This is a genomic window from Sarcina sp. DSM 11001 (genome assembly GCF_900101015.1).
Taxonomy (GTDB): domain Bacteria; phylum Bacillota; class Clostridia; order Lachnospirales; family Lachnospiraceae; genus CAG-791.
The window spans coordinates 45,754-58,092 of the sequence record NZ_FNFZ01000007.1 but is presented as its reverse complement, the minus strand read 5'-3'; the positions used below and the strand labels follow the sequence as shown (position 1 = coordinate 58,092).

At 51.2% G+C, this 12,339-nt stretch carries 10 protein-coding genes; 3 read left to right on the top strand and 7 right to left on the bottom strand.

Annotated features, from left to right (window positions below; all coding sequences use genetic code 11):
• Window positions 1–77 precede the first annotated feature (77 nt).
• Together potA and BLT02_RS05060 are read right to left on the bottom strand one after the other, a co-directional pair.
• Entirely contained in the window at window positions 78–1,523 is a 1,446-nt protein-coding gene (gene potA, locus BLT02_RS05065) for a polyamine ABC transporter ATP-binding protein (protein WP_092992216.1), read from the bottom strand.
• 127 nt (window positions 1,524–1,650) lie between these two features.
• A complete protein-coding gene (locus BLT02_RS05060; protein ID WP_092992214.1) occupies window positions 1,651–2,205 on the bottom strand; it encodes a cupin domain-containing protein in 555 nt (184 codons plus the stop codon).
• A gap of 570 nt (window positions 2,206–2,775) precedes the next feature.
• On the opposite strand from BLT02_RS05060, the gene BLT02_RS05055 reads away from it, so the two are divergent.
• Window positions 2,776–3,837 (top strand): aldose epimerase family protein, encoded by a 1,062-nt coding sequence (locus BLT02_RS05055; protein WP_092992212.1) that lies wholly within the window; start codon window positions 2,776–2,778, stop codon window positions 3,835–3,837.
• Between the two features lie 60 nt (window positions 3,838–3,897).
• Window positions 3,898–4,575, top strand: a complete 678-nt coding sequence (locus BLT02_RS05050; RefSeq protein WP_092992210.1) for a hypothetical protein — start codon at window positions 3,898–3,900, stop codon at window positions 4,573–4,575.
• A gap of 367 nt (window positions 4,576–4,942) precedes the next feature.
• Here BLT02_RS05050 and BLT02_RS05045 read toward each other — a convergent pair whose 3' ends face one another.
• The 4 genes from BLT02_RS05045 to BLT02_RS05030 form a co-directional block, all read right to left on the bottom strand.
• Window positions 4,943–5,650, bottom strand: a complete 708-nt coding sequence (locus BLT02_RS05045; RefSeq protein WP_242869702.1) for a peptidylprolyl isomerase — start codon at window positions 5,648–5,650, stop codon at window positions 4,943–4,945.
• A gap of 119 nt (window positions 5,651–5,769) precedes the next feature.
• Window positions 5,770–5,985 carry a hypothetical protein gene (locus tag BLT02_RS05040; protein WP_092992206.1) on the bottom strand — a complete coding sequence of 72 codons (216 nt, stop codon included), beginning with the start codon at window positions 5,983–5,985 and terminating at the stop codon, window positions 5,770–5,772.
• Window positions 5,986–6,113: 128 nt separating this feature from the next.
• On the bottom strand, window positions 6,114–7,646 hold the full coding sequence (locus tag BLT02_RS05035; RefSeq protein WP_092992204.1) for a Y-family DNA polymerase: 1,533 nt from the start codon (window positions 7,644–7,646) through the stop codon (window positions 6,114–6,116).
• A 127-nt stretch (window positions 7,647–7,773) separates the two neighbouring features.
• Entirely contained in the window at window positions 7,774–8,901 is a 1,128-nt protein-coding gene (locus BLT02_RS05030) for a DUF362 domain-containing protein (RefSeq protein ID WP_092992202.1), read from the bottom strand.
• Between the two features lie 192 nt (window positions 8,902–9,093).
• Between BLT02_RS05030 and BLT02_RS05025 the strand changes: the two genes are divergently transcribed.
• Window positions 9,094–11,127, top strand: coding sequence for a hypothetical protein (locus tag BLT02_RS05025; protein WP_092992200.1), 2,034 nt, complete (start codon window positions 9,094–9,096; stop codon window positions 11,125–11,127).
• A gap of 112 nt (window positions 11,128–11,239) precedes the next feature.
• On the opposite strand, the gene BLT02_RS05020 is transcribed toward BLT02_RS05025, so the two are convergent.
• The gene (locus BLT02_RS05020; protein WP_092992198.1) at window positions 11,240–12,205 is read right to left on the bottom strand and encodes a GTP-binding protein; all 966 of its coding nucleotides are present in this window, start codon (window positions 12,203–12,205) and stop codon (window positions 11,240–11,242) included.
• Window positions 12,206–12,339: the final 134 nt, after the last annotated feature.

The window sequence follows — 12,339 nt, the reverse complement described above, 5'->3', positions numbered from 1 at the left end:
GTTTCCTCAGGATCTGTCCGGGAATGACCCCAACGTCAGCCTGCCAGCCTGTGAAGAGGGGCTTTCAGGACAGGTCCTCACTTTCTTTTCAGAATAAATTTCATTTTATCTACAGGCATCAGGAGGCTGACTCTGTCCCCCATATTCCACAAGAACTCATCATTGACTACAAAGTCCTGTTCCAGTTCTGTGTGGATGATGTAGCTGTAGTGGTCACCCTTGTAGATCAGATTGCTGATCGTGCCTATGACCAGACCCGCTTCCTGATCATCTGTCATCTCGATGTCATCGGGCTGCAAAGAGATCTGGATCCTGATCCTGCCGGGCTCAAGCACATCTCCGGAACCATCGACCAGAGTGCCGTCCTGTTTCCTGGTGCTGCCCGGGATGATCGCGGTCAGACTGGTATCGAGTCTGTGCCCGTTGTATTCCAACCGGAAATCCGGTGTCACATCCGCAAAGAAAAGATTGGTGTGGTCCTCGGCGATCATGATATGGATGTTCTCCGGATCGACCCGCAGACCCACGCGGTCTCCCCGGCGGGCGTTGTGCACAGTCTGGATGACCATCTCATTTTTCCCGGAGAGGACCGTGATCTCATAGTGCATTCCCTTGAAGATCACACTGTCTACGACGCCGTTGATCGTACCCTGGCCGGGAGGAGTGATCTCCACGTCCTCGGGCCGCACGACGGCGGTGATGTGGGTTCCCTCTTCGTAGTCGTCCACGCAGTCAAACTCTCCGCCGCAGAAGCGCGCTTTCAGATGACCGGTCATCATGCCGTTAAAGATATTGCTCTCACCGATAAAGTCCGCCACAAAAGCATTTTTCGGCTCATTGTAAATATCCTCGGGGACACCGATCTGCTGGGTGCGCCCCTCATTCATGACCACGATCTTGTCAGACATGGTCAGAGCTTCCTCCTGGTCATGGGTGACATAGATAAAGGTGATCCCGAGCCGGCGGTGCATGTTCTTGAGCTCAAGCTGCATCTCCTTGCGCATCTTGAGGTCGAGCGCTCCCAGAGGCTCATCCAGAAGCAGGATCTCCGGTTCATTGACCAGGGCCCTGGCGATCGCGATCCTCTGCTGCTGTCCGCCGGAAAGAGTCTGGATCTTACGCTTTTCAAACCCCTCCAGATCCACCAGATCCAGCACGCGCCGCACCTTCCTGTCGATCACATCCCCGGGTGTCTTTTTCTGACGCAGGCCGAAGGCAATATTCTCATAGATATTCATATGCGGAAAAAGAGCATACCTCTGAAAGACCGTATTGATCGGTCTCTTGTAGGGAGGCAGGTGGATGATCGAGCTGCCGTTCAGAAGAATATCTCCTTCAGTGGGATTGTCAAAGCCGGCGATCATCCGCAGTGTTGTCGTTTTTCCACAGCCGGAGGGTCCCAGAAAAGTGACAAATTCCCCCCTTTTGACTTCCAGGTTGAAATCGTCCACTGCCTTGAACCCGTCCTCAAAGACCTTTGTGATCCCGTGAAGCTCGATGATAGTATCTGTCTGTTTGTCCATAATTTTATGTTCCTCGTTCTATATATTTCTTATTTTCTTATTTCCTATCTTATTTTCTAATTCTCTTATGCTCTTATTTTCTTTTGATACTTCTTTCGTTTGATACTTCTTTCTTTTGATACTTCCCTTAAAATTCCGGCGGAGAACTGATCCAGATGAGTCTGGCCGGCCGGTTCCCGGGATTGGAGATCCGGTGGGTCTGCTCAGCCCTGTAATAAAAACTCTCTCCTGCCCTGACCGGATACACCTTCTCTCCCAGATGCAGGCTCAGCTTACCGCTGATCAGATATCCAAACTCCTCGCCGGTATGCGGCTTGTCCTCTTCAAGCTCACTGTGGGGCTGCAGTACTACAAGCATGGGCTCCATCTGATACTTCTGGGCGGAGGGCACGATCCACTGTCTGCTGTTGCCTGCCTCGTCGATCTTTTCAAAGTATTCATCCTCTGAAAATACGACCTTTTCCTCTTCCTGACGGAAAAACTCCGCCGGTGTGGACCCCAGACACTCGATTATATCAAACAAAGTCACGATCGAAGCAGACACCTGCCCCCGCTCGACCTGGGAGATAAACCCCTTAGTCAGCTCAGTCCTGTCCGCAAGCTCCTGCTGGGTGAGCCCGTTGCGATTCCTGAGGTTCCTTATTTTTTCTCCTATATAGGCATTGACTTCTGAAGTATCCATCCTGTATTTCCTCTTTGTAGTGCAAATCCAGGAGACAGGGGACGGTTCTCTGTCTCCTTTTCGGTCATTCATCAGTCCTGGCCGACTTTCGAATAATAAACTTGAAGATTTTTATTACTAAACCCGCAAATCCTTTCTCATTATACTGGCACTAAACTATTTGTCAACTATTAATGTGGGTCTGCGCATCAGTCCGCCCTGTCATCCCATACTTTAATGCCTCGCCCTTGAAATCCCCACCGTTAAGAGATAAGATAAAAAAGCTTCTACCGGTTTTTACACATGCTCTTCCATAAAACAAACAGGCTGAATCCGGGGAAGGGCGCTGTGAGAGGGCGGAACAGGCGATTCAGCTCTTCATTTTTCTCGCATGTCTGTGAACAATAGCAATGTGGATAATGACAATGTGAATAATAATAAAGCGGACAGTAACAATGCGGGCAATCAGCAATGCAGGCGGTCAGCAGTGCAGGCAGTCAAAAATATGAACAAGAGCAACAGGTCAAAAGAAGATCTACAGGAGATCATGACGACAAACATATACCATATACACTATTTAAGGAGGGAAGAATGGCAGTTCAGAGCAGATCATTTGGTAAAACAGAGAATGGAATCGAAGTAACCGTCTTTTCGATCACAAATGGGAACGGCACGGAGTGTTCGTTCATTGATCTGGGAGCTGCCTGGGTCACGATGAATGTAAAGGACAAAGATGGAAAGTTCGCGGATGTCGTGATCGGGTACGACAATGCTGAGGCTTATTATCACAATCCCACCAGCTGCGGCGAATGCGTAGGCCGGAACGCCAACCGGATCGGCCACGCCGCTTTCACCCTGGAGGGAAAACAATATCAGCTGGCCAAAAACAACAATGACAACAACCTCCATTCAGGGCCGGACAAATGGGTCACACATCTGTTCCAGGGTTCTCTGCCTGACGGACCGGAGGGCTGCAGCGTCCGTTTTACCAAGTTTTCAAAAGACGGGGAGCAGGGATTCCCGGGAGATCTGGAATTCTCTGTCACGTACACGCTGACTGAGGAGGATGCCCTGGAGATCAGATATGAAGCGTCTGCCGACCAGACTACGGTCATCAATCCGACCAATCACGCCTATTTCAATCTCGCAGGAGACGGCACAGGCCCCATCCTGGACCAGGAGGTCTGGATCAACGCGGATGACTTTACCCCTGCAGATGAGTTTTCTATCCCAACCGGTGAGATCCGGAAGGTTGCCGGAACGCCTTTTGATTTTACAAAGCAGAAAAAAATCGGCGCGGATATCGAAGCGGATTACGACCAGCTGCATTTTGCGCACGGCTACGACCACAACTTCGTTCTGAACAGTCCGGAATCCGGGCTGCGCCACGCCGCTTCTCTCTATGATCCGAAGTCCGGACGCCGCATGGATGTCTACACTGACCTCCCCGGCATGCAGTTTTACACCGGGAACGGCCTCAAAAACCTTTACCCCGGCAAAAACGGGGCAGATTACCTGCCCAGGACCGGAGTCTGTTTTGAGACGCAGTATTTCCCGGATGCCGTAAATAAGCCGGACTGGAAAAAACCTGTCTTTAAAAAAGGTGAGGTGTACCGTTCCATTACTGTTTACCGTTTCAGCACACAGTCCTGACGCAGGGCCGCAGCTGCGGCACGTATTATGATAAAAATGATTTGGAGGATAACGATATTCATGAAAAAAAAGATTAAGGCACTGTCTGTCCTGCTTGCCGCTGTACTGTCAATATCTGTTCTGCTCTGTGGATGCAGTCATCAGCCGACTGACGGGGACGCTCAAAGCTATGTCAAGGCAATCCTGGATATCATGTGTACCGGAAAATATGATGGTTCTGTCAAATTTGAGGATATCGGAGCGGATGGCGGGTCCGCGCTGCGCTACGAAATGCTCAATGAAATGATCGATTCTCTTTCCGGCATCGAAGGAATGAATGATGAAGTCAAGTCAATGTTCCGGGATTTCCTGACAGATGCACTTGCAAAATGCAAATACTCTGTCGGCGAAGCCGTCAGGACAGACGATAACGGAGCTCCCGGCTATGACGTGACTGTCACCATAGAACCCTTGAAAGTCTTTGAGGGTGCTTCAGAAGCTGTCAATGCCGAAGTGGCGGAGATGCAGAAAAATACTTCTGATCTGGGGAGCAAATCTCAGGAAGATCTCCTCACCTTGATTTTCAAATCGGTTTTCCGTGTCCTGAACAAAAATCTCCAGGATCCTCATTATGCCGAGCCGGAAGAAGTCGTCATCCACTACGGCTTGATTGATAAAGATAAAAACCTCTATGGGATCGATGAAGACGCAGGAAAAAAGCTCAGTGACAAATTGTTTTCAATGGAAGGACTCGAGTAAGGAACTATTAAACTGTTCTCAGGGATTATTGATACATATATGTGACGCGGGATCTTGATCTCAGATATAGGGACACAGAATTAAGTTCACAGACTTAAATTCACAGACTTAAGTTCACAGACTTAAGTTCACAGGTGTGGACTTACAGATATGCAATCAATGCAAAAACCCATCGCGGACGCGATGGGTTTTTCTTGATTTTTCGGCTTTTCGTGTGATATTCGGCTTAGCATGTGCTATGCAGCCTCATATTCAATGATCCTTTCTGCACATTTCGGTCATTTGTGATGCGATGCTCCGTCCTGCATATGGTGTTCAGCTGTGCTGCGTTGTATTTCCCTGCTGCTTTGTGAACCTGCCGGCCTAGTCAGTCCGTGATGACAATGCTCTCGATCACAGGCTGGGCCTCCGGAGGGATCGTCCCGTTGCCATCAACAGGCTCGGCTTCGCTGGCGATCCTGTCTGCCACGTCCATTCCGTCGGTCACAAAACCAAAGGCTGCATATTCGCCGTCAAGGAAAGTTGAATCCGCTACGGTGATGAAAAACTGGGAGCTGCCTGAGTCAGGATCCATAGCGCGGGCCATGGAGATCACACCCTTTACATGGCTGATCGGATTTTCATGGCCATTGGAAGCAAATTCACCAATCACATTCTCTTCGGAGCCTCCGGTACCGTTTCCGTTGGGGTCTCCGCCCTGGATCATAAAGCCATCCATGATCCGATGAAAAGTGAGCCCGTCATAAAAACCGTCGTTCGCCAGCTTCATAAAATTCTCAACCGTCAGAGGTGCCGCGCCGGCATCGAGTGCGACGGTGATCTTCCCATAATCTTTGACGGTGATCTCTGCATGGTGCAGATTTTCGGGCGCAATGGAATCAACGCTGTAGGCGCCGGGAGTCTCCTGTTGTGTTTCCTGGACAGGCTCCGTATTCTGAGTTTCCTGTGCAGACTCCGTGTCCTGCTTCTCCTGTGCAGATTCTTTCTTTGCGCTGCTCCCGCACCCTCCGAGAAGAAGGGAGAGTACCAGCATGATCACTGCTGACATTTGTGCTGCTCTTAATACTTTTTTCATTTCTTAGTTCCTTTCCTGTTACCGTACAGACCCCCTCGAGGGGGCGTGAACAGTAAACCTTTCCTTATGTTTTGGTGCTAAGGCGCACTCAGATATAGTAATGCGGCGTGTTACTGTTGTCAAATTTTATCGTCATTATCAGAAAGCGGTCTGGTTCCATATTCATTCCGGGCACTCTCTTCCGCCTGCTTAGCAGCCTCCCGGATCGCGTCTTCATATCCCGAAAGAGCGGAGAATGGCGCAAACTGTGCCGCGCGGTCCTCTTTGGGCATACGCGGATGCCTGCCGGAGACCGGGCGGGGAAGATTCAGGATGTCCTCATAGGAATCTGTCATGGCATGATCCTTTCTTTGCTCTTGTGTCACGCCAGGCGGCCTGTGGCAGTATCACATTTTCTTTTCAGCATTGTTCAGTCACGCCAGGCGGCCTGTGGCAGTATCATTTTCTTTTCAGCATTGTTCAGTCACGCCCGGTGGCCTCCGACAGTATCGTTGCGCTGGCGCATAGTCGCGCCCTCCTGCAGGCTGGTACCTTTGAGGATCGCGTTCTTGCCGTATTTTTGTCGAATAGAGAGCAGCGCATCCTGGAGCCTGCGCTCTTTTTCCAACGTTTCCTGTTCCTGCTTCCTCTCCTTTTCCAGATTCTCGTAATCAGTGAAAAGATCGAGCTGTTCCCAGTTTCCCTCTTTTTCTTGTGAAAAACGAGGCGTCAAAAGATCACTGGTATCGTCCACAACATGGCAGATATCGAGATAGATCCTGCGGATCTTCAGGACAGGATCTGCGATCCGGTCATAGAGAGCCAGCACCGCATCGATGATCTGTCGGGAGGAAGAAGTAGGTCTCCTGATGTTTTCCGTCCCGTGGGCGTCTTTTGGCACCCTGCGCCCATAGCGGTCTTTTTTGACGGAACCGGTGTATTTTTTCAGGATTTCCGGATCAGAGAGGTTTTCAGTGTCATAGCAGAGGGTCAGTACTACCTGGTCTGTAAGCATTCTTTTTTCAAAAAGACTGATGGCGGCGGCATCCGCCATTTCCCTGACAATGATCCGTGTCTGTTCATAACCGCAGGGGCCCGACAGTACCTGACCGCTGCTGAAGGACCGGGACTGGGGAACATAGGCTTTGATCAGGTCGATGGTACAGGGCTCCCACCCCCAGGCATGGTCGATCAGAAGCTCGGCATTTATCCCGAACAAGTTATAGAGGAGATCCTCGTCCCGGACAGAACACCGCGCTACATCTCCCATGGTAAACATGCCGTGCCTGGCCAGACTGGCCGCATATCCCCTGCCCACACGCCAGAAATCCGTGATCGGACGATGTCCCCATAGTTTTTTCCGGTAACTCATTTCGTCCAGCTCGGCAATACGGACTCCGTCGGCATCCGGCCTGATATGCTTGGCTTCGATATCCATAGCGACCTTAGCCAGGTACAGGTTCGGTCCGATCCCCGCGGTCGCGGTGATCCCGGTTTCGCCCAGAACAGCCCTGATCATTTCCATAGCCAATTCATGGGCAGTCATGTGATATAAGGGAAGATATTTTGTCGCATCGATCATCACTTCGTCTATAGAATAGACATGGATGTCCTCCGGCGCGATGTAACGAAGGTAGATTTTATAGATCCGGGTACTCAGCCCCATATAATGCTTCATCCGGGGAACAGCTGTGATGTAATCTGCCTCAAGAAAGGGGTCCGCAGCCAGCTCCGGGGCGGACCAGGAACTTCCCCTGAAAGTCTTGCCCCGCAGCCGGCCCAGCCGCTGCCGGTTGACCTCCTTCATTTTCTGCACGACTTCAAACAGTCTCGCCCTTCCTGAAATGCCATAGGATTTCAGAGAAGGCGATACTGCCAGGCAGATGGTCTTTTCTGTGCGGGAGGCATCAGCTACCACCAGGTGGGTGGTCAGGGGATCCAGCCCTCTGTCCATGCATTCGACAGAAGCATAAAATGACTTCAGGTCAATTGCGATATATGTCCGCGAATTATCCATTTATGAATGCTGTTCCTTCGATTCACTGCATGTAATTTACATAAACGATCTTTCAGTTCACTGCAGATATTTTTTTTAAACATTCTTTCAGTTCACTACAGATATTTTGCAAAAACAGTCTTTCAGTTCACTGCATGTTTTTTACAATATACTCTTTCAACTCTCTGTAGATCTTTTCCGGTTCAGGAGGGCAGCCCATGATGCAGGTGTCAAAATTCTCGGTACAGCGGCCGACTCCCAGACGGCCTGTCCTGCCCTGCATTCCCTGGCCGATGGCTATGCGGTCAGTAAGCTTGTCCAGGAGGCCTTCCTCCCTGAGCCTGGTCAGGGCATGGACAAGATTACCATAGCAGGCACTGCAGGAATCCACCTCCTCGACCGCATAGGAAACCTCCAGGATGCGGTCCTGACGGGGAAGCTCGTCCTCCTCGCTCCCGGTGTTCAGCCGGATGATCTCTGCCCGGGAGAGATCCGCCGTTCCCACTCCCAGTTTCTCTGCCATACGGACATAAGGAACTTCGTTCACCGAATACTGCATCAGATGGCAGGCATAGGCGTCCACAAGTACTGGATCCGTCGCCGCCATCACACAGTTGCGCACCACGGGGTTGCCGCCCTCCTCAAAGTCCAGGTCTCCGCAGATGTGATCCACGACGATAAAATCCTGGTGGATCCCTTTTTGCAGATGAGCGATCGGTTTATGCAGCCCCAGACGGTGAAAACGGCTCTTTTCCGAATTCGGGATCAGGCCTTTCATGTTCTTCAGGGCACAGGTCATCCTTGTCTGGCAATGCCCCTTCATAACCGGAACATTGATCAGGAAATCTATGCGGTCCACGATATTCGTGATATTCAGTTTCATTCCCGCGCAGTCTTTCTCATGCCACTTTTCCTTTTGCGTATCGACAAGTGGAACACCGTATTTTTCAGACAGAGCATTATAGCCGCAGTAGTCAAAAGCGTCTGCCGTGCGGTCTCCGACCCAGGAGCCCTCTGCGACGATGATCCGGGAAAAGCCGTTCTCCTGCAGATATTCTATGATGCCGGCAACAACTTCCGGATGTGTCGTCCCGCCAAGCTGAGCAGGTGATGCCACGACCAGGTTCGGTTTGATCCCGATCCTCGCCTGCCGGTCCCCGATCCTGCCGGCAAGATCAGCCGCTGCCAGAATCGTTTTCGTTATTTCTTTATACTCTGTGCCGTAGATCTTCCAGATTCTGTGGTCCGGGATCTGCTGCCTGACTCTCTTTTCCATTTTGGTCCTCCTGAGGTTTGCAGGTTTTTACATTATAGCACAAGACAAACGCCTGTTCCATGGCGGGCAGATAACAGCCTGTAAATTATCAGAATACCTTGGAGATGTGAACTTTTTGTAGAAGAAAAATAAAAAAATAGATATAATTGAAAGGACGGAATACAGACAGCAAGTAAGGACTGAGGATTCCTGATGGATAATCGAAAGAAAAAACAAACTCTGTCCCGGTCTGGACACAGGACGGGCACACGTACTCCCGGAACGCATTCCGTGCGTTCTACCACAAAAAAAAGAAATACCCGCCAGCCTGGTCACAGCGAACATATTTCGCAGAACCGCAGGTCTTCCCCGCTCACACCGGATTCCCTGCGGGCCACGGTCCCCCTCCCCGGAGAAACAGCCCCCGCCAGCGGACGGCTGGCAGATCCGGGAACTTTTCGCGCTACAGATTCAGGGGTTCTGATCTCCTCCGGTTCGGGAACTATCCGCCCTGCAGGTCCGGGAGCTCTCCGCTCCACTGGTTCAGAAGCTCTCTATTCTGCGGGCCCTCTTCCTGCTGAACCCTACAAGCCATCCTCTTCCTATGCAGAAACGCTGGTCACGGATGCTGAACTGGAGGCTTTTCTTTCCCAGGCCGTTCAGGACATGATTCCTGATATCGGTTCAGGTGATCGATCTGCCTTTAATGAATCTGTCCTGAATGAATCCGCCTTAGATCGATCCGCCTTAAATGAATCTGCTTTAAATGAATCCGCTTTAAATGAATCCGCTTTAAATGAATCCGCTTTAAATGAATCCGCTTTAAATGAATCCGCTTTAGATCAGAACTTACGGGAAAGGAGTCCGGAAAACAACTATCCTTCTCCGGCTGTCCAGTCTCAGTTCTCAGCATCTGAAAATCTCTTAAAAACTGACGGCAGCACCTATGAAAAATCTCCGGCCGCCTCTTCCGGAAACCTCCACTCCGGGGGACGTCCTATTGGGGATAATCTTTACGGAGATCAGACCGGTAAAAGCGGTCTCTCACCAGAGGTCCATATACCTGCAGATACTGATTTCCATAGTTCTGCTGACTCTGACTTACATCTTCAGGGACAGGCAAAAATATCCGCGGCAGGAAAAAAAGCCAGAAACAGAGCTCTCTCCCAAATTGCAGCTTCTCTTTCAGAGACCGGCAGTACAAGGGTTTCTGCAGGCGGCTTCGAGCCTTCCCCGGGCAGAGTGCCGTCTTCCACAGATGGCTCCCGGCCTTCCCCGGGCAGAGTCCCGTCCTCCACAGGAAGGAACCGGATCACTGGCAGGAATATTGAGAGTACCGGGAATACTGCATCACGGATCCGCACCGGATCTTCCATTCTGGCGGCGGACAATATTGAGTCGAGTAAAAAGACCCGGGAAAGTCTTTTTGAAGAAGGCAGGGAACAACTAAATAGAGTACCTGCGAGCACTACGGCAAAAGTCAGCGGATCAGAAGATGTCCTTCCTGAAAACAAAAAAATGTCAGGCGAAAAGCCTGACAGTGGTCTGACCGTAAAGAAGGTTTTCAGCGCTCTCCTGACACTCGCCGGAGCAGCTGCCTGTGTTTTGATCGTCCACTATTTTCACATGCGTTCAGTGGGGATCACTCCCGAGATCGGTGTTTTTTCCGCTCTTGCAGGCCAGGCTTTAGAATCAGACCGGGCGGAGCAGGAGGAGCCTGCTGATGAATCCGGGGCGCAGGATGCCCCCGCCGGAGATGACCAGCCCTCCGACAGCGCAGATCCGTCTGCTTCAGATGTCCAGGATGAAACGGACGCCGCAGGCAGCGATCAGGATGTGTCCGCAGGCAGCCCGGATCAGCCAGTTCCAGACGGGGAGGAAGCCACCGGTTTTGATCCGGCTTCTGATCCGGCCTCTTTGTACCCGGCTTCCCGGGATCCGGTTTCACCGGTCCCTTCCACTCCGGATCAGGCTTATTCTGACCCGGCTTACTCCGATCCGGCTTATACCGACCCGGCTTCTCAGGATCCTGCCTCTTATGACCCGGCCTCCCTGGATCCGGCTTATGCCAACCAGGAGGCAGATCAGGAGATCGACCCCGACGACGAATCCGACTGGGATTCCTTCGAGGAAGAGCCGGAGGATGAAACAGAATGGAATACTATCGAGGAAGACGACCCGGACTGGAATGACGAGGATTACCCTGAAGAAGACATGGATGAAGAGGATGAAGAATACGAGGATTGACCCGCTCTTTTCAGCCTCCGGTCATACATTCTCCGAAAAAAGGATACCTTCCTCTGCCCGGATGCTTTCAGTTCCCGGTACAATGATCAGGGAGTTTTCTCCCCGGATGCTTTCAGTTCCCCGGAGTAATGATCTTTGAGTCTTCTGCCCATATCCCGTCAATGCGGTCCCGGCGGAGTTTTTCTCCGGTGACGATCAGGACCTCGTTCGCAAAGGCGGTCGGCTCGATTTGTACCTGGCGTCTGGTAGCATTGATCTGCACACGGGAATCCTCCCCTGTGCGGACAAATCCCTTGACCCTCATTACATTTCCGCAGGAGGGATCCTCAAATGTCCTGGCTATGCAGGACTGCAGCTTCTTTTCATCCATTCCGGTTCCGAAATAAAACAGGGTGCTGTACCCGCTGTCCTGCTCCACCGGCAGTTTGACGTGGTCGGCAGGGATCATTCCGCTCATCGCGATCCCGGCAAAATCCTCCGGAGTCAGGTCCTGCCAGTCTTTTGCCAGAATGTCCTCCTCCGTAAACCGCCTGTCACTGTGGAACCGCTCCATCGCCTGATTGAGCCGTCTGCATATTCTGGCCGGAGCTTCCGTATCCGCCCTGTCCCAATGGCTCAGGATGATCTTTCCCGCGGTGTCAGTCTGAGAGACGAGGAGATACTCCGTCTCCTCAGAGATCTCCTCCTCCATGTCCGCATCGATAATGGAGATCAGGCTCCCCGGAGAATACCATTTGCACAGAGGCTCCTCTGCCAGCGTATCAAAAAACTCATCCGTATCATAGATCCCCGAGGGCTCGACGATCACACAATCAAATCCCGACATGGCCATGGAGATCAGCTTAGTGGCAAACCTGCGCCTGTGTGAGAGGATCCCGTCCCCTCCCTGGATCATTTCCACATCGCAGTTATCTCCCATCAGATCCTCCAGGAACACCATGTCGATATTGATCGCTCCGTAGTCATTCTCCAGGATTCCCACACAAAGCCCCTGATCGATCAGGAACTTCGCGTATTTCTTGATAAAAGTCGTCTTGCCGGTTCCCAGAAAGCCGGTCACTAAATCTATCCGGGGCATATCTCCTCCTGTTTGAAAATACTCTGTACTAAACTTTATATAATATACAATATAATATACAGCTTCTGAAAGGTTTAAACCAATAGTTTTCAGCGCTGCATTAATCAACTTTGTTTTATATTACTCAGCCAAAA

What these genes read in the sequence shown, in the direction of transcription:
- potA (WP_092992216.1), bottom strand. Translation starts at nt 1,523, where the DNA reads ATGGACAAACAGACAGATACTATCATCGAGCTTCACGGGATCACAAAG.
- BLT02_RS05060 (WP_092992214.1), bottom strand. Translation starts at nt 2,205, where the DNA reads ATGGATACTTCAGAAGTCAATGCCTATATAGGAGAAAAAATAAGGAAC.
- BLT02_RS05055 (WP_092992212.1), top strand. Translation starts at nt 2,776, where the DNA reads ATGGCAGTTCAGAGCAGATCATTTGGTAAAACAGAGAATGGAATCGAA.
- BLT02_RS05050 (WP_092992210.1), top strand. Translation starts at nt 3,898, where the DNA reads ATGAAAAAAAAGATTAAGGCACTGTCTGTCCTGCTTGCCGCTGTACTG.
- BLT02_RS05045 (WP_242869702.1), bottom strand. Translation starts at nt 5,650, where the DNA reads ATGAAAAAAGTATTAAGAGCAGCACAAATGTCAGCAGTGATCATGCTG.
- BLT02_RS05040 (WP_092992206.1), bottom strand. Translation starts at nt 5,985, where the DNA reads ATGACAGATTCCTATGAGGACATCCTGAATCTTCCCCGCCCGGTCTCC.
- BLT02_RS05035 (WP_092992204.1), bottom strand. Translation starts at nt 7,646, where the DNA reads ATGGATAATTCGCGGACATATATCGCAATTGACCTGAAGTCATTTTAT.
- BLT02_RS05030 (WP_092992202.1), bottom strand. Translation starts at nt 8,901, where the DNA reads ATGGAAAAGAGAGTCAGGCAGCAGATCCCGGACCACAGAATCTGGAAG.
- BLT02_RS05025 (WP_092992200.1), top strand. Translation starts at nt 9,094, where the DNA reads ATGGATAATCGAAAGAAAAAACAAACTCTGTCCCGGTCTGGACACAGG.
- BLT02_RS05020 (WP_092992198.1), bottom strand. Translation starts at nt 12,205, where the DNA reads ATGCCCCGGATAGATTTAGTGACCGGCTTTCTGGGAACCGGCAAGACG.